This is a genomic window from Pseudooctadecabacter sp., assembly GCF_965657175.1.
Taxonomy (GTDB): domain Bacteria; phylum Pseudomonadota; class Alphaproteobacteria; order Rhodobacterales; family Rhodobacteraceae; genus Octadecabacter.
In genome coordinates, this window is the sequence record NZ_CBFHNH010000003.1 from 21,948 (window position 1) to 36,355 (window position 14,408).

Annotated in this window: 21 protein-coding genes; 13 read left to right on the forward strand and 8 right to left on the reverse strand. The window is 59.1% G+C overall.

Going from position 1 to position 14,408, the window contains the following annotated elements; all coding sequences use genetic code 11:
* Positions 1-144: 144 nt before the first annotated feature.
* Positions 145-837: a hypothetical protein gene (locus ACTG36_RS04045; protein WP_375281498.1), complete on the forward strand. Its 693-nt coding sequence runs from the start codon at positions 145-147 to the stop codon at positions 835-837.
* Here the strand turns inward: ACTG36_RS04045 and ACTG36_RS04050 are convergent.
* Both ACTG36_RS04050 and nth read right to left on the reverse strand, forming a co-directional pair.
* Positions 834-1,811: an adenosine kinase gene (locus tag ACTG36_RS04050; RefSeq protein WP_375281499.1), complete on the reverse strand. Its 978-nt coding sequence runs from the start codon at positions 1,809-1,811 to the stop codon at positions 834-836. The two genes, ACTG36_RS04045 and ACTG36_RS04050, sit on opposite strands and share 4 nt — an antisense overlap.
* A complete protein-coding gene (nth, locus tag ACTG36_RS04055) occupies positions 1,808-2,461 on the reverse strand; it encodes an endonuclease III (protein ID WP_375281500.1) in 654 nt (217 codons plus the stop codon). The genes ACTG36_RS04050 and nth overlap by 4 nt, the downstream gene beginning before the upstream one ends.
* 86 nt (positions 2,462-2,547) lie before the next feature.
* Between nth and ACTG36_RS04060 the strand changes: the two genes are divergently transcribed.
* The 3 genes from ACTG36_RS04060 (at position 2,548) to ACTG36_RS04070 (ending at position 5,068) form a co-directional block, all read left to right on the forward strand.
* Entirely contained in the window at positions 2,548-3,381 is an 834-nt protein-coding gene (locus tag ACTG36_RS04060; protein WP_375281501.1) for a bifunctional helix-turn-helix domain-containing protein/methylated-DNA--[protein]-cysteine S-methyltransferase, read from the forward strand.
* A gap of 155 nt (positions 3,382-3,536) precedes the next feature.
* The gene (locus ACTG36_RS04065) at positions 3,537-4,193 is read left to right on the forward strand and encodes an OmpA family protein (protein ID WP_375281502.1); all 657 of its coding nucleotides are present in this window, start codon (positions 3,537-3,539) and stop codon (positions 4,191-4,193) included.
* A gap of 107 nt (positions 4,194-4,300) precedes the next feature.
* Positions 4,301-5,068 carry a FadR/GntR family transcriptional regulator gene (locus ACTG36_RS04070; RefSeq protein WP_375281503.1) on the forward strand — a complete coding sequence of 256 codons (768 nt, stop codon included), beginning with the start codon at positions 4,301-4,303 and terminating at the stop codon, positions 5,066-5,068.
* 126 nt (positions 5,069-5,194) lie between these two features.
* Here ACTG36_RS04070 and ACTG36_RS04075 read toward each other — a convergent pair whose 3' ends face one another.
* The 5 genes from ACTG36_RS04075 to ACTG36_RS04095 form a co-directional block, all read right to left on the reverse strand.
* A complete protein-coding gene (locus ACTG36_RS04075; RefSeq protein WP_375281504.1) occupies positions 5,195-5,767 on the reverse strand; it encodes a F0F1 ATP synthase subunit B in 573 nt (190 codons plus the stop codon).
* A 4-nt stretch (positions 5,768-5,771) separates the two neighbouring features.
* The gene (locus ACTG36_RS04080; RefSeq protein ID WP_375281505.1) at positions 5,772-6,302 is read right to left on the reverse strand and encodes a F0F1 ATP synthase subunit B'; all 531 of its coding nucleotides are present in this window, start codon (positions 6,300-6,302) and stop codon (positions 5,772-5,774) included.
* 127 nt (positions 6,303-6,429) lie between these two features.
* On the reverse strand, positions 6,430-6,654 hold the full coding sequence (locus tag ACTG36_RS04085) for a F0F1 ATP synthase subunit C (protein ID WP_375281506.1): 225 nt from the start codon (positions 6,652-6,654) through the stop codon (positions 6,430-6,432).
* A gap of 60 nt (positions 6,655-6,714) precedes the next feature.
* Entirely contained in the window at positions 6,715-7,467 is a 753-nt protein-coding gene (locus ACTG36_RS04090; RefSeq protein ID WP_375281507.1) for a F0F1 ATP synthase subunit A, read from the reverse strand.
* A gap of 1 nt (position 7,468) precedes the next feature.
* On the reverse strand, positions 7,469-7,837 hold the full coding sequence (locus ACTG36_RS04095) for an AtpZ/AtpI family protein (RefSeq protein ID WP_375281508.1): 369 nt from the start codon (positions 7,835-7,837) through the stop codon (positions 7,469-7,471).
* A gap of 208 nt (positions 7,838-8,045) precedes the next feature.
* Here ACTG36_RS04095 and ACTG36_RS04100 point away from each other — a divergent pair, with 208 nt between their 5' ends.
* Entirely contained in the window at positions 8,046-8,375 is a 330-nt protein-coding gene (locus ACTG36_RS04100) for an ArsR/SmtB family transcription factor (RefSeq protein WP_375281509.1), read from the forward strand.
* A 10-nt stretch (positions 8,376-8,385) separates the two neighbouring features.
* On the opposite strand, the gene ACTG36_RS04105 is transcribed toward ACTG36_RS04100, so the two are convergent.
* Positions 8,386-9,264, reverse strand: a complete 879-nt coding sequence (locus ACTG36_RS04105; RefSeq protein WP_375281510.1) for a LysR family transcriptional regulator — start codon at positions 9,262-9,264, stop codon at positions 8,386-8,388.
* Between the two features lie 185 nt (positions 9,265-9,449).
* Here ACTG36_RS04105 and ACTG36_RS04110 point away from each other — a divergent pair, with 185 nt between their 5' ends.
* From ACTG36_RS04110 to rpsP, 8 genes are all read left to right on the forward strand, one after another.
* Positions 9,450-9,983, forward strand: a complete 534-nt coding sequence (locus ACTG36_RS04110) for an FMN-dependent NADH-azoreductase (RefSeq protein ID WP_375281511.1) — start codon at positions 9,450-9,452, stop codon at positions 9,981-9,983.
* A gap of 12 nt (positions 9,984-9,995) precedes the next feature.
* The gene (locus tag ACTG36_RS04115; protein WP_375281512.1) at positions 9,996-10,343 is read left to right on the forward strand and encodes a DoxX family protein; all 348 of its coding nucleotides are present in this window, start codon (positions 9,996-9,998) and stop codon (positions 10,341-10,343) included.
* Positions 10,344-10,395: 52 nt separating this feature from the next.
* The gene (locus ACTG36_RS04120; RefSeq protein ID WP_375281513.1) at positions 10,396-10,893 is read left to right on the forward strand and encodes a hypothetical protein; all 498 of its coding nucleotides are present in this window, start codon (positions 10,396-10,398) and stop codon (positions 10,891-10,893) included.
* A complete protein-coding gene (locus ACTG36_RS04125; protein ID WP_375281514.1) occupies positions 10,890-11,423 on the forward strand; it encodes a hypothetical protein in 534 nt (177 codons plus the stop codon). Before ACTG36_RS04120 ends, ACTG36_RS04125 begins: the two co-directional genes overlap by 4 nt.
* A 155-nt stretch (positions 11,424-11,578) precedes the next feature.
* Complete coding sequence (gene ffh / locus ACTG36_RS04130) at positions 11,579-13,090, forward strand: signal recognition particle protein (protein ID WP_375281515.1); 1,512 nt, start codon at positions 11,579-11,581, stop codon at positions 13,088-13,090.
* Positions 13,087-13,647 (forward strand): GNAT family N-acetyltransferase, encoded by a 561-nt coding sequence (locus ACTG36_RS04135; RefSeq protein ID WP_375281516.1) that lies wholly within the window; start codon positions 13,087-13,089, stop codon positions 13,645-13,647. The genes ffh and ACTG36_RS04135 overlap by 4 nt, the downstream gene beginning before the upstream one ends.
* Positions 13,644-13,943 carry a chorismate mutase gene (locus ACTG36_RS04140; RefSeq protein WP_375281517.1) on the forward strand — a complete coding sequence of 100 codons (300 nt, stop codon included), beginning with the start codon at positions 13,644-13,646 and terminating at the stop codon, positions 13,941-13,943. The genes ACTG36_RS04135 and ACTG36_RS04140 overlap by 4 nt, the downstream gene beginning before the upstream one ends.
* A gap of 12 nt (positions 13,944-13,955) precedes the next feature.
* The gene (rpsP, locus tag ACTG36_RS04145) at positions 13,956-14,354 is read left to right on the forward strand and encodes a 30S ribosomal protein S16 (RefSeq protein WP_439141529.1); all 399 of its coding nucleotides are present in this window, start codon (positions 13,956-13,958) and stop codon (positions 14,352-14,354) included.
* Positions 14,355-14,408: the final 54 nt, after the last annotated feature.

Consider the following 14,408-nt stretch of genomic DNA (forward strand, 5'->3'; position numbering starts at 1 on the left):
GATAAGATTGGGTGGCGCACTGCGTGCCGCCGTTTTTTGGGTTCGCAAATAGGCCCGCGCGGCAGGCATCTGCCCTCTCGACCCAGACCTACCGCGTGCTAGGTCACGCGAGGAACGGCGGGACAATGAACACATGGGCACCCAATGAAAATTCTGATCCTCGGGAGTGGCCCGAATGTGACCGAAGCCGCCCATTGGGACCGCAGCCCGTTTGATGCGATCGTCACGATCAACAACGCCTGGCGGGTTCGGCCGGATTGGGATTATCTGATCCACCCGTCAGATTTTCCAGCGGATCGTCATCCGGATCCGGTCGAAACCGGACAGAAGATCATCACTTATGAGACTTACGTGCCTGCGCAAAACGCGTTGGGTGGGTTTGTCTATGCGGGCGGCACGATGGCGTTCACCGCTGGATATTGGGCGCTTCATGACCTGAAACCAACCGTCATGGCCTTTATGGGTTGCGATATGACGTATGATCGCGCGCAAACCCATTTTTACGGCACCGGCACCGCAGACCCCCTGCGTGCGGATGTCACTTTGCGATCACTTGAGGCGAAATCGGCGCGGTTGCAGGCCATGGCCCATCGGCGCGGGTGCCGCACCTTGAACCTGAGCCGCGATGCCAGCCGTCTGGTGTTTGTCCGCGCCACCCCCGCTGATATGACGGCCCGCGTGGCCTTCGATGAGGCAGCAATTGATCACGCCCTGCGGCGCGAGGCTAACGCAGGCTACATGGTGCCGTCAGGCAAATACTGGAAAGAAGAAGACCGCTTCGACCCCGCCATCATTGACGAGATCGACGCGGCCTGGTTGGCGACGGTCCGATCCTAGACCAGCCCAGCGGTTTTGAAGGCGGCCAGCATGTTCGCTTGCGGACGCGGGCCGATGTGGCCGATAACCTCAGCCGCGCACATCACGCCCATGGCCGCTGCCACATCCAGCGCCGCACCGGTGCTGACACCGTATAGGAACCCTGCTGCGAATTGGTCACCAGCACCGGTCGCATCGACCGGCGTCACAGGTGTGACGTCTGCGGTGAACCGCTGCGATCCCTGCTGTACCCAAACCGCATCCCCGGAGCGCGTGCAGGCCACGATCTCACAGACCTCAGCGGCCTGACGCAGGGCTGCATCCAGATCATCGGTTTCATAAAGCGTCATCCATTCGGCATCGTTGCCGATGGCGATGTCCATGTCTTCCGCGATCAGGCGTTTGAAATCGGCGCGGTGACGTTCGGCGCAAAACGGATCGGAAATCGTGATCGCCGACCGGCCACCGGCGGTTTTCATCTTGGTCGCGGCCTCGGAAAAGGCGGTCTTTCCTTCGTCCTTATCGAACAAATAGCCCTCAAGGAACAACAGCCCTGTGCCAAACACGTCGGGCACATCGGCGGAAGAAATATCCGCACCTGCGCCCAGATAGGTGTTCATCGACCGTTCCCCATCCGGCGACACAAAGATCATCGACCGTGAGGTCGGCAGATCAACATCCTGTGGCGGCAGTGGAAAAGCGGTGCCCGCCTTGGCGAGGCTGTCCGCATAGAACCGGCCCAGTGCATCGTCTTTGACCTTACCGATGAAGGCCGTTTGCAAGCCAAGCTCCCCAATACCGGCGAGCGTGTTGGCCACAGACCCGCCAGGCGCCTCGACACGGTCGGACATGGAGGCATACAGCAGTTCGGCCCGGTCCCGTTCGATCAACTGCATGATACCCTTGGTGATGCCCATCTGGTCCAGAAAGGTGTCCGGCGCGGGGGAAATCACATCTACCATCGCGTTGCCGATGCCGATTACGTCGAAGTTCATGGTGTCTTATCCTTAAAAAGGCACAGCTCACGGATGTGGCAGGCCTGACATTTCGGTTTCCTTGCCACGCAGATATACCGCCCGTGCAGAATCATCCAGTGGTGGGCATGCAGTTGGAAATCGGCAGGAATGTTGTCTTCGATTGCGCGTTCGACTGCATCTACATCTTTGCCTGGGGCGATGCCGCTGCGGTTGCCCAGCCGGAAGATATGCGTGTCCACGGCCTGCGCAGGTTGCTGCCACCACATATTCAGCACGACATTCGCGGTCTTGCGCCCCACACCGGGCAGGGATTGCAGGGCTGCGCGGGAATTGGGGACGATGCCGTCATAGTCGTCGACCAGAATACGGCTCAACTTGATGACGTTCTTGGCTTTATTGCGGTAAAGGCCGATGGTCTTGATGTGCTGGATCACACCCTCTTCACCTAGATCGAGCATCTTTTGGGGCGTGTCAGCGATCTTGAACAACTCAGCTGTGGCCTTGTTCACGCCCTTGTCTGTCGCCTGCGCCGACAGGGCCACGGCGACGACCAAGGTATAGGCGTTCACGTGATCCAACTCCCCCTTTGGTTCGGGATCTGCGGCCTGAAAGCGGGTGAAAATCTCACGGATGGTGTGATAATCGAGCTGTTTTTGAAGCTTTGCCATGGCACCCCTTTTGCCCGTCGGGCGTCCTGCGCACAAGGCGCAACATTCGGGTCGCACGGGCGGAGATGGCCGCTTAAAGTGCCCCCATGGACCAGTCAGACCGCTATCATTACCACGTCATCCGCCGCGCGCTTGATCACATCGACGCAGCTGACACGCCCCTGTCGCTGGATGCGCTTGCCACACGGATGGAGATGTCACCCGCCCATTTTCAGCGCGTCTTCAGCCGCTGGGTCGGTGTCTCCCCGAAACGCTATCAGCAATATCTGGCACTGGGATATGCCAAGACATTGTTGGCTGAGAATTTTACGACGCTCGCAACCGCTGATGCGGTCGGCCTGTCGGGTTCTGGCCGTTTGCATGATCTGTTCCTGACGTGGGAAGCCATGAGCCCCGGGGACTTTGCCAAAGGCGGGGCGGGGCTGACGATCCATTGGGGCTGCTTTGAATCCCCCTTCGGACCCTTGATCGCGATGGGCACCCACCGTGGGTTGTGCGGGATGGGTTTTACGTCTGAGATGGGCGATGAGGCGGCCTATGATGACCTTGCCCGTCGTTGGCCCAAGGCCGCGTTTATGAAAACACCTGACATGATCCGCCCGTGGGTCGATGCCGCCCTCAACATGAATGGCAACGCAAAGCTGCACATGATTGGGGCGCCCTTCCAGCTTAAGGTGTGGGAGGCGCTGCTGACGATCCCGTCGGGCCATGTGACCACTTATAGCGAAATCGCCAGTGCCATCGGGTCACCCAAAGCGGTCCGCGCCGTGGGGACTGCCGTGGGCCGCAACCCCGTCTCATGGTTGATTCCTTGCCATCGGGCATTGCGCAAATCGGGCGCTTTGGGGGGCTATCATTGGGGTCTGCCTGTGAAACGTGCGCTTCTGGCATGGGAAAGTGCCCGCGAAGAAGCCGGTTGAGCCACAGTGTAACCCCCTGCAAAAAGTTATGTTTTCTGATAACTTCGGCGGAACCCTGCCGTCGCCAGTGGCGTTATTGGATAGCATTGGGGTTTGTCCGATATAAATCCCATCAAGTGCACCATGTCCGGTGCCCAACAATGGAACGATAGAACATGACCCTGTCCAAAGCCTCACTCGCCATCGCCGTGTCCGGCCTTTTCGCTGTGACCGCCTGTGAACAAATTCAGGACCCGAACAACCCGAACCGCAACACCCAGCAAGGTGCCCTTGTGGGGGCCGCTGCTGGCGCTTTGGTGGGCATTGCCCGCGGCGACACCGTGGAAGAACGCAACCGCGGCGCCATCACAGGTGCTATTATCGGTGGCGGCCTTGGTGCCGGTGCCGGAGCATTGCTGGACCGTCAAGAAGCGCAGCTGCGCCAACAGCTGGGGTCCAACGCGCGCATCGTGAACACTGGTGACCAGCTGATCGTGACGCTGCCACAGGACATCCTTTTTGCGACCAACAGCGACCAGCTGTCTGGCGCGCTGCGCACAGACCTGAACGCGCTGGCGCGGTCCATGAACGACTTCCCGAACACAACGGTCAACGTCATCGGCCACGCTGACAACACGGGCGGTGCTGCGTTCAACCTCGAACTGTCCCAGCGTCGCGCACAATCTGTGGCCTCCGCACTGATTTCCAGCGGCGTATCGCCAAACCGCATCCGGTCTATCGGTCGCGGCGAAGACGCACCGATCGCATCGAACCTGACCGCAGAGGGCCGCGCCCAGAACCGTCGTGTGGAAATCACTATCACACCAAACTAAAGCAACAGTGTTCTACAAAAGGGCCGTCCAGGTGTTTGGGCGGCCCTTTTTATTTGCGAGCCTCAGCCATTGGTCATATGATTTGACCAATTCCCGAAAGGTCGCCTATGCCATTTGAACCGGTCCAGCCTGAAAAAATTTCGCAAACGGTTGTCCGCCAAATCGAACAACTGATCCTGCGCGGGATCTTGAAGCCCGGCGAACGGCTGCCTTCGGAACGTGAACTCAGCGAACGATTGGGCGTGTCCCGCCCGTCGCTGCGCGAAGCCTTGGCTGACCTTCAGGACAGCGGCCTACTGACGTCGCGGGCAGGGGCCGGGGTGTTTGTGGGGGATGTCCTTGGGTCTGCTTTCTCAGACACGCTGGTCCGCCTGTTTGCCAATCACGACGAAGCGGTGTTCGACTACATTGCGTTCCGGCGCGATATGGAGGGCCTTGCAGCAGAACGCGCGGCGACCCACGGCACGGATACCGACCTTGCTGTGATCGATACGATCTTCAAAAAAATGGCCGCCGCCCACACCAAACGCAATCCGACGGAAGAAGCGGGCCTCGATGCTGATTTTCATCTCAGTATCATTGAGGCGAGCCATAACGTCATCATGCTGCACATGATGCGATCCATGTATCAGCTCCTGCGCGAAGGCGTGTTCTACAACCGCCAGATCATGTTCAAGCAGCGCACCACCCGCGATCAACTGCTGGATCAACACCGCATCATCAACGACGCGTTGCAAGCGCGCGATGCCATAGGCGCGCGCCGCGCGGTCGAGGCCCACCTGACGTTTGTGGAAACCGCGCTGTTCGAACAGGACAAAGCGGAAAGAAACGATGCGATCGCGAAAAAACGTCTTGATCACGAGTTGCGCCGGTAGGGTCCTGAGACCCGGCGCTGCGCACCGACCCCAAGGACCGGGTCGAGGCACCGCCTCGGATCGGTCCGCCCCAAAAGCAAAAGCCCGGCACAATGGCCGGGCTTTTTTACTTCTATCTTGCCGCGTTTAGTGCAGCTTTGCGCCGACTTCTGCGATCGCGTCGTCGATCAGTGCGTTGGCGTCAGCCGCGGTCGTCTGCTTGGCGATCACGTCTTGCGCTGCAGCAACAGCAACCGTCACCGCTTGGTTGCGCACGGCGCGGATGGCACCCTGCTTGGCGCTTTCGATTTGGTCCTCAGCAGAGGCAAGGCGGCGGGCAACAGACGTTTTAATGTCAGCGGTCGCCTGTTCAGCGGCGCGGGTCGCTTCATCCTTGGCGTTTGCCACAATGCGGTCAGCCTGCTCTTGCACATCACGCTGCTTACGCTCGTAGCTGGCCAGCAAAGTCTGTGCTTCTTCGCGCAGGGCCTTGGCTTCGTTCAGATCGTTTTTGATCCCTTCGGCGCGACCGTCCAACATCCCAGACAACATGCCTGGCACCTTGAATTTGATCAGCACGCCGAGGAAGATGATGAAGGCGATCAGAGCGATCATGTTCGTGTTGGACAAGGACCAGAACTCAGCCGAAAACGGGTTCTTGCTGGCGGCCAATGCAGGCGATGCAGCAAGGGCGAACAGGGCAGTCAGTGAATATTTCATGTCCTTACCCCTTCATCCGCGCGTTGATGGCCGCTGTGATTGTGCGGGCATCTGCCTTCCCACCCAGGGCGGCGACGATCTCTTTGGCGGTGTCCTTAGCGACGGCTTTCACCGCCTCCGTGGCACCGGCCTGAATTTCGGCAATGGCCTTTTCGCTTTCGGCCGTTTGTGCGGCAATCTCGGCGTCGGCCTTTTGCATTTCGACATCCAGTTTCGCCTGAATGTCGGCCTTGGTGTCGGCGACGATTTTGGCGGCCTCTGCACGGGCGTCCAACAGCGCTTGGTCGTAGGCGGCCTCAGCCTCCTGCGCGCGCATCTTCAGCTCTTCTGCAGCGGCGATGTCATTTGTAATTGTACCCTGACGTTCCGCCAATACGCTGGCGATGCGGGGCAATGCCACGCGGGACAGGATCAGATAGATCACGACAAGCGTGACCAGAAGCCAGAAAATCTGGTTGGGGAAGGTCGAAAAGTCCAGTTGCGGCATTCCTGAGCCGCTGGCCTCTGCCCCTGCTTCGACTGGTGTTTCAGCCATTGTATTCGTCCCTTATGGCGTTCTGGTTCCTGCGAAGGGCGGTGTCCGCCTCCCGCTCTGTCTGGCCTTACATCGGTGGATCACGCAGCACGCGATCCACCGAGCGTAAGGATAAGCGGTCTATCTCTTAGACAGCGAACATCAGCAGCAGAGCGATGAGGAACGAGAAGATCCCCAATGCTTCTGCGAATGCGATGCCGATGAAGAGCGTTGCCGTCTGGCCCGCAGCAGCGGATGGGTTGCGCAGGGCGCCGGCGAGGAAGTTGCCAGCCACCTGGCCCACACCGATTGCGGCAGCGCCGGAACCGATTGCAGCCAGACCAGCGCCGATGTGTGCGAGTTCGCCTTCCATAATGTATCTCCTTACGATTGGAAGTTTAGCACCCCGGGGGTCACCCCCGAGGAAGCATTCTTAGTGTGAGGGGTGAAGCGCGTCTTTCAGATAGACGCACGTCAGAATTGTGAAAACGTAGGCCTGAATGGCCGACACGAGGACCTCAAGCGCGTAAATCGCGACGACGCCCAAAATCGCCACAGGCGCGATGATGAGACCCACCTGTGCAAAGCCCGCGAACACCTTGAGGACGGCGTGTCCGGCCATGACGTTACCAGCCAGGCGAATTGAATGGCTGACGGGGCGCACGAAGTAGGAAATCACCTCGATCACCGCGAGGATCGGGCGCAGCGCCAAAGGGGCGGAGCTGACCCAAAACAGGCTCAGGAAGCTCACGCCGTTTTTGACGAAGCCCAGAACGGTTACGGTGATGAACACCCCAAGGGCCAAAACCGCTGTCACAGCAATGTGCGAGGTGGTGCTGAAGGACGTCGGCAGCAGCGCAAGGTAGTTCGAGAACAGGATGAAGACGAAGAGCGTGAAGATATAGGGGAAATACTTGATCCCGTCCTTTCCTGTCACGTCTTCGACCATGGTGTAGATGAAACCGTACAGCGTTTCGGCGATGGATTGCGTCCGGTTGGGCACAACGGCGCGTTTGGACGTGCCGATCACCAGCAACAGCACGATGCATACCACGGCAATTGCCATCCACAAGGTGACGTTTGTGATCGTGTACCATTCGATCGGACCTTCGCCGAACAAACGTTTCACTTCGAACTGATCAAGGGGCTTAAAGCTCAGCCCGCCGCCATCAACTGGTTCTGCCACGTCAGTCTTCCTTTGTCTCGCCCGCCACCGGGGCGGTTGTTGCGTCGTCAGCCTGTTTGGCCAACTGGTCTCTCTGCATCTCTTCCGCCGACCGCATCATGGTTTTGACACCCGCCGCGAGGCCGAAGAATATAAATATAACCATCAGAAACGGAGAGGTGCCAAAAGCGGCGTCCAACCCGTACCCAATGCCGAAACCGATCCCCAGACCGGCCACGAGTTCGATCACCATACGCCAGGCCATCTGTGCCTGAGAATAATGTTCGTCCTGATGAGGCCGCTTTTCGTCCCCGCCCTTCAACGCCGCGATCTTGTCTTCCAGCGCCTTCATGCGCGCTGTGTGATCGTCGTCGTGGACCGGGTCGGACACGTCGGAAGCCCCTTCCTTGGTTGGGTGGGGTTTAGGCCGGGTCAGGGGACAGAGTCAAGCTGGGGATGCGGTGCGTTACAGCGCTGTTTTATTTAGGTATTTTTGAACCAGAGAAGCACAAGACCTGCGTCAAAATGGCCAACGGAGCGCCTTGTTGATATTCAACCATCTGGTTGACGTTTACGCGGTACTGCGGTTGATAGCGGTTATGACACCGGTTCTTGATCAGGTCTTTGCCGCCCTCGCCGACCCCACCCGCCGCGCGATCTTGTCGATGCTGCTGGAGGACGACATGGCCGTCACAGATGTGGCTGAACCGTTTGAGATGTCGCTGGCTGCAATTTCCAAACACTTGGGCGTTTTAACAGCGGCGGGGTTGATCAGCCAAGAGAAGCGAGGCCGTGTGAAGTGGTGCAAGCTGGAACCTGATGCCTTGCGGGGGGCATCCGTCTGGATGCAAAGCTTTGGTCAGTTTGAGGCTGTCAACCTTGATGCCTTTGAGAAGTTTCTGGCCGTTGAATTGTCAGACGACAGCTAGGTGCCCCCGCTTATAAGTCCCAAGCTGCGGCCTCTTCTTTGAGGAACTTCAGGAACGCCTGAACTTTGGTCGTGCGGTGCAGATCAACGTGGGTGACCAGCCACAGCTGCGCGGACCATTCGGGACGTGAGGGGATGACTTCGACCAATTCGGGATGGCGCTCCATCTCCCACTTGGAGACGAAACCGATCCCGGCCCCGGCCAGAACCGCATCCACCAAGGCGCGGTTGTCTGTGGTGCGAAAAACAATCCGGTTGGCCGGCACTGTGGCATTCAGCCACTGGATAAACGGCGCGCGGCTTTCGGCGTTGTCGTGGCCAATAAACCAATGATCCGCCAGCGCGTCTTCGTCGGCGGGTGTGCCGTGGTTTGCGATATATTCAGGTGAGGCGACCAGATGCAGCGGCTGGAATGTGAACGGCTGCACCACGTTGTCGGGTTGATCGGGGGCCGCACCCGCACGGATCGCCACGTGGGCCTCACCGTATTCCAGCCGGAAAAGACGGTCACCGGTCAGATAGCGAACCGTTAGATCAGGATTTTCGCGCCGGAATTTGGCCATGACCGGCACCAGCATGGGGGACAGCATGACCAGTGACGTCACGACCAGATCACCGGACACACCCTCACCCTGGCCACGAATACGACCGGCAAGCTGCGTGAATTGATCGTCGGTGGCCGTGGCCACCTGCATCAGATCTTGGCCAGCCTCGGTCGCGGTATAGCCACGCGCGTGGCGTTGAAACAACTTCACCCCGAGCCGGTTTTCCAAGGCGTCGATATGCCGGATCACCGTAGCATGGTGCACGCCCAGCGCGTCGGCCGCACCGCTGACCGTGCCAATGCGCGCCACCTGAAACGCCGTGCGAATTTCGTCCCAATTGTCCATCTGATGTCCCATCCGATCTTTGCCCATACTTACGCGCTTGGCGCGGCACCCCAAGGTCCACGTGTTCACGCCTTTGCCATCTCAGGCATGACTTTGCATTTATGCACATGAGATAGATAATTCCAGCAGTAGCGTTCAAAATCGCAATGCCGATATGGAAGAGAGACCAACCAAGGACCCCTCTCATGACCCATACACTTCACATAGACGCCTCTGCCAATCTGACCACCAGCCTGTCGCGCGCGGCATCCGCGCACATCGTGGCGGACCAACAGGGCACCGCGACCTACCGCGACTTGGCAAAAGACCCCCTGCCGCAGATCGACGGCGCATGGGCAGACGCCCGTCTGACCGACCCCGCAAGCCGCACGCCCGAAGACGCCGCCCGTTTGGCCCTGTCCGACACCTTGATTGCCGAGCTTCAGGCCGCCGATACCATCGTGATAGGCGCGCCCATCTACAACTTCGCGGCGCCTGCGTCCCTGAAGGCATGGATGGATCTGGTGGCGCGTCCCGGAGTGACCTTTCGCTACACACAAGACGGCCCCGAAGGATTGTTGACGGGCAAAAAGGCGATTGTGACGGTGTCTTCCGGCGGCGTTCAAATCGGATCGCCCGCTGATTTTCTGACGCCACACCTCAGGTTTTTCCTTGGGTTTATCGGAATCAACGATGTATCGGTTTCAGCCGCAAACGACATTTTGGCGAAAGCCTCATAAAGGAGAACGACGATGTCACCGACGACCAAGAAATACGGCCTTTTGGCCATCACCGCCCTTTTGACCTTTGCCTTTGGCGCGGCGGGGCTGTCGAAACTCGCCGGGGTTGAGATGATGGTCGCCACCTTTGACGCCATCGGGTGGGGGCAATGGTTCCGCTATGTGACGGGCGTAATCGAGGTCGGCTCTGCGGTGTTGTTGTGGGTGCCGGGCCTGCAATGGATCGGTGCGGGGCTGTTGGTCTGCACCATGAGCGCGGCTGTGCTGTTCCATATCCTTGTGCTGGGGCCGTCGTTTGTGCCTGCATTGGTGCTGGGCGTGTTATCGGCCATCGTTTTGATCGCCCGCAAACCCGCCTGATCCGGGGCCATCCGAATTGACACCCCCCATGGGCCGCGCTTGACTGCGGCCCATGGGGATCAGCCAAGAGACGAATGAGACTTTGGTCGTGGATGTGCGCGGGGGTTGGACCTCCGTCTTTATGATCCCGCTGTTGTGTCTGTTTCTCTGGCTGCATTGGATCAGCTTTGCCGCCGCTGCCCCGATTTGGGTGCACCTGATCATTGGTGCCTTCACGGTCATGATTGGCCTTGTGATCCTCCATGGGCCTGAACCTCGGCAAGTCGTGTTTGACCGCACTACCGGCAAGGTCGAACTGCGGGTCCGCAAGGGGCCGCAGTATCACTCCCAATGGTTTGAGATTTCAGACGTGGCGGGTTTCGACATCAACCCCGAGGGCGCGGGCATTGTCACCCGCCCCGGCTCGATGGAACGTGTTTACATGTACCTCACCGTCAACGGCGGTATGGACCCAGGTCATTACATCGTCACCCACTACGGCAAATCACAACACAAAACCCGCACATTAATGGCGCGGGCCAGTGCGTGGGTTGCAAAGGGGCGGACATGAATGTCACGCAAAACACGCCGGATCTGTTGATCCTGCGGTTCACCCGCTGGAAGGCATCACTGATCTTTACGATCCTCAGCTTTCTGGGGCTTTGGGTGGGCTACCGCATCATCACTCTGCCCGATGGCACGATTGGCTGGCTTTTGCTGTGGCTGTTTCTGACGGTGTTCTGGACCGTGCTGTTTGCGCTGTTGTTCGTGGAACGGTCCCGTCTGGTTCTGAATGCGCAAACCGGCACTGCACGGCTGTCCCACCGCACGGCCTTTGGCCTGCATCAACACATCTGGCCGCTGGAGGAGGTCCAATCCACCCGCGTCACCCGTCACCACCGCGCCACAGGCCCCGCCAGTGAGGACCCCAAACGCATCATCACGCTTTATGTGCGTCACGGCATGGACGAAGGCCGCCACCGCCTGACCGCCCATTCCGTGTCCGCAGATGATGCCCTTGCGGCCTCATCCGCTGTGAGCGACTGGATGCAGGACTGGCGCAAGCGCGAACCGCTTGACTCCGCCCCCTCTGACGCCTAAACGCGCCCCATATCCGGACAGCACCAGCCGTCCGGTCCCTTGTTTCAAGGGATCGACCCCCGTCAGCGAGTTTCGCCCACGGGGGCCGTTTTGTATTGAACCCCTTCGACCCCATATAGGTCGGACAAACGCAACGACGCTGAAAGGACGCGCCCATGTTTGAGACCCTGTCAGACCGCCTAGGCGGCGTCTTCGACCGCCTCACCAAACAGGGTGCCCTGTCCGAGGACGACGTCAAAACCGCCCTGCGTGAGGTCCGCGTTGCGTTGCTTGAGGCGGACGTGTCGCTGCCCGTTGCCCGAGATTTCGTCAAAGCTGTGCAATCCAAGGCCACCGGCCAGTCCGTCACCAAATCCGTGACACCGGGCCAGCAGGTCGTGAAAATCGTCCACGACGAATTGGTCCATGTCCTTAAAGGGGATGACGACGCCGGCACGTTGAAAATCGACAACCCGCCGGCGCCCATCCTGATGGTTGGTCTGCAAGGCTCCGGTAAAACCACCACCACAGCAAAACTGGCGAAACGCCTGAAAGAACGCGAGGGCAAGAAAGTCCTCATGGCGTCTTTGGACGTGAACCGCCCCGCCGCGATGGAACAGCTGCAAATCCTCGGCGTGCAGATCGGCGTGGATACCCTGCCCATCGTAAAGGGCGAAGACCCCGTTCAGATCGCCAAACGCGCCAAAACTCAAGCGTCCCTTGGTGGGTATGATGTCTACATGCTCGACACCGCGGGTCGTCTGAGCATCGACGAAGAACTCATGCAACAGGTTGAAGCCGTTCGCGACGTGGCCAACCCGCGTGAAACCATGTTGGTGGTCGACGGCCTGACCGGTCAGGACGCCGTCAGCACCGCGGAAAACTTCGACGGTCGCATCGGCATCACCGGCGTGGTCCTCACCCGGATGGATGGTGACGGACGCGGCGGTGCGGCCCTGTCCATGCGCGCGGTCACAGGCCGCCCGATCCGGTTTGTGGGTCTGGGCGAAAAGATGGACGCGATCGAGGAATTCCACGCCGACCGCGTCGCAGGCCGTATCCTTGGTATGGGCGACATCGTCTCCCTCGTTGAAAAAGCACAAGAAACCATTGAGGCCGAACAGGCCGAAAAAATGATGAAACGGTTCCAAAAGGGCCGGTTCAACATGAACGACATGAAAATGCAGCTGGACCAGATGCTCAAAATGGGCGGGATGGAAGGCATGATGGGCATGATGCCCGGCATGAAAAAAATGTCGAAACAGGTCGAAGAAGCTGGGTTTGACGACAGCGTTCTGAAACGCCAGATCGCCCTGATCAATTCGATGACCAAGAAAGAACGCGCCAACCCGCAACTGCTGCAGGCCAGCCGCAAAAAACGCATCGCGCAAGGTGCAGGGCTTGAGGTCCGTGAACTCAACCAGCTGATCAAAATGCACCGCCAGATGTCGGACATGATGAAGAAGATGGGCAAGATGGGCAAAGGCGGGATGCTGAAACAGGCCATGAAAGGCATGTTCGGCAAGGGCGGTATGCCCGATATGAACGACCCCGCCGCCATGGAGGAAGCCGCCAAGAAGATGGGCGCGCAACTGCCCGGCGGTATGGGCGGCATGGGGGGCCTTCCCGGTCTCGGCGGTGGCGCAGCCCTGCCCCCCGGTTTGTCAGGCTTCGGCAAAAAGAAATGACCCTCACCGCAACCATACCCACACTTGAGACAGAGCGCCTTGTGCTGCGCGCGCCCGATCTGGGCGATGCGGACCGCTACATCGCGTACAAAATGTCTGAGAGGTCAAAATTCACCGGTGGCCCGATCGACCGCGAAAAAGCCGCTGGTCAGTTCATGGCCATCGCCGGTCAATGGGTCTTGCGCGGCTATGGTCTGTTCATGACCGCACTCAAGGATGCACCGGGCGACGTGATCGGCGGGTTCGGCATCTTTCATCCCTATTATCAAAAAGAACCCGAATTCGGCTGGACGCTTTACGACGCCAAATACGAAGGCAAAGGCTACGTCACCGAAGCCATGCGCGCGATCATTCCGTGGTCATGGGACGTGATGGGCGTGACGACCGCGCAATCCCACATCGACGAAGGCAACGCACCATCAGCCGCTGTTGCCCGCGCGCTGGGGGCAAAACCTGACCCCGATGAGACGAAGATCGCCAACGCCCCTGGCGGCGAGTTTGCAAACCACTACACGCACGTCAACATTTGGCGTCACCACAAAGGAGAGATGACATGAGCGACAGCCTCCGCGCCGCCGACATCCTCAAAGACCACCGCGACAGTATCGACCGGCTCGATGCGATCCTTGTTTATACACTGGGTGAGCGGTTCAAACACACGCAGGCTGTGGGGAAACTCAAAGCCAGCCACGACCTTCCCCCGTCCGATCCCAAGCGCGAAGAAGCGCAGATCGCACGGCTTGAAGATTTGGCAAAACGGGCCGATCTGGACCCGGAATTTGCCAAGAAGTTCCTCAACTTCATCATCGCTGAAGTCATTCAGCATCATCAATCACATCAATCAAAATCCTAAGGAAACAAACTCATGGCTATGAAAATTCGCCTCGCCCGTGGTGGCTCCAAAAAGCGGCCCTTCTACCGTATCGTTGCAGCCGACAGCCGCATGCCACGTGATGGCCGCTATGTTGAAAAGCTCGGCACATATAACCCACTGCTGGCCAAAGACAGCGAAGAGCGCGTGAAAATGGACATGGAGCGCGTGCAGTACTGGCTCGACCAGGGTGCCCAGCCCACCGACCGTATTTCCCGCTTCCTCGAAGCCGCTGGTGTGGCCGAGACGAAAGAACGCGCGAACCTCAAAAAAGGTGAGCCAGGCAAAAAAGCGCAGGACCGTGCTGAAGAAAAAGCTGCCAAAGCCGCCGCTGCCGATGAGGCCGCTGCCGCCCCAGCAGAAGAGCCTGCTGCCGAAGAAGCCTCTGAATAATCAGACCCTTGGCTGGGCGGTTCGCAATGAACATTGCGGGTCGCCCGGCCAGAC

Coding starts and splice junctions, on each gene's coding strand:
- ACTG36_RS04070 (WP_375281503.1), top strand. CDS start 4,301: ATGCCATTTGAACCGGTCCAGCCTGAAAAAATTTCGCAAACGGTTGTC.
- ACTG36_RS04105 (WP_375281510.1), bottom strand. CDS start 9,264: ATGGACAATTGGGACGAAATTCGCACGGCGTTTCAGGTGGCGCGCATT.
- rpsP (WP_439141529.1), top strand. CDS start 13,956: ATGGCTATGAAAATTCGCCTCGCCCGTGGTGGCTCCAAAAAGCGGCCC.
- ffh (WP_375281515.1), top strand. CDS start 11,579: ATGTTTGAGACCCTGTCAGACCGCCTAGGCGGCGTCTTCGACCGCCTC.
- ACTG36_RS04085 (WP_375281506.1), bottom strand. CDS start 6,654: ATGGAAGGCGAACTCGCACACATCGGCGCTGGTCTGGCTGCAATCGGT.
- ACTG36_RS04100 (WP_375281509.1), top strand. CDS start 8,046: ATGACACCGGTTCTTGATCAGGTCTTTGCCGCCCTCGCCGACCCCACC.
- ACTG36_RS04050 (WP_375281499.1), bottom strand. CDS start 1,811: ATGAACTTCGACGTAATCGGCATCGGCAACGCGATGGTAGATGTGATT.
- ACTG36_RS04115 (WP_375281512.1), top strand. CDS start 9,996: ATGTCACCGACGACCAAGAAATACGGCCTTTTGGCCATCACCGCCCTT.
- ACTG36_RS04065 (WP_375281502.1), top strand. CDS start 3,537: ATGACCCTGTCCAAAGCCTCACTCGCCATCGCCGTGTCCGGCCTTTTC.
- ACTG36_RS04080 (WP_375281505.1), bottom strand. CDS start 6,302: ATGGCTGAAACACCAGTCGAAGCAGGGGCAGAGGCCAGCGGCTCAGGA.
- ACTG36_RS04120 (WP_375281513.1), top strand. CDS start 10,396: ATGGGGATCAGCCAAGAGACGAATGAGACTTTGGTCGTGGATGTGCGC.
- ACTG36_RS04140 (WP_375281517.1), top strand. CDS start 13,644: ATGAGCGACAGCCTCCGCGCCGCCGACATCCTCAAAGACCACCGCGAC.
- ACTG36_RS04075 (WP_375281504.1), bottom strand. CDS start 5,767: ATGAAATATTCACTGACTGCCCTGTTCGCCCTTGCTGCATCGCCTGCA.
- ACTG36_RS04110 (WP_375281511.1), top strand. CDS start 9,450: ATGACCCATACACTTCACATAGACGCCTCTGCCAATCTGACCACCAGC.
- ACTG36_RS04125 (WP_375281514.1), top strand. CDS start 10,890: ATGAATGTCACGCAAAACACGCCGGATCTGTTGATCCTGCGGTTCACC.
- ACTG36_RS04060 (WP_375281501.1), top strand. CDS start 2,548: ATGGACCAGTCAGACCGCTATCATTACCACGTCATCCGCCGCGCGCTT.
- nth (WP_375281500.1), bottom strand. CDS start 2,461: ATGGCAAAGCTTCAAAAACAGCTCGATTATCACACCATCCGTGAGATT.
- ACTG36_RS04045 (WP_375281498.1), top strand. CDS start 145: ATGAAAATTCTGATCCTCGGGAGTGGCCCGAATGTGACCGAAGCCGCC.
- ACTG36_RS04135 (WP_375281516.1), top strand. CDS start 13,087: ATGACCCTCACCGCAACCATACCCACACTTGAGACAGAGCGCCTTGTG.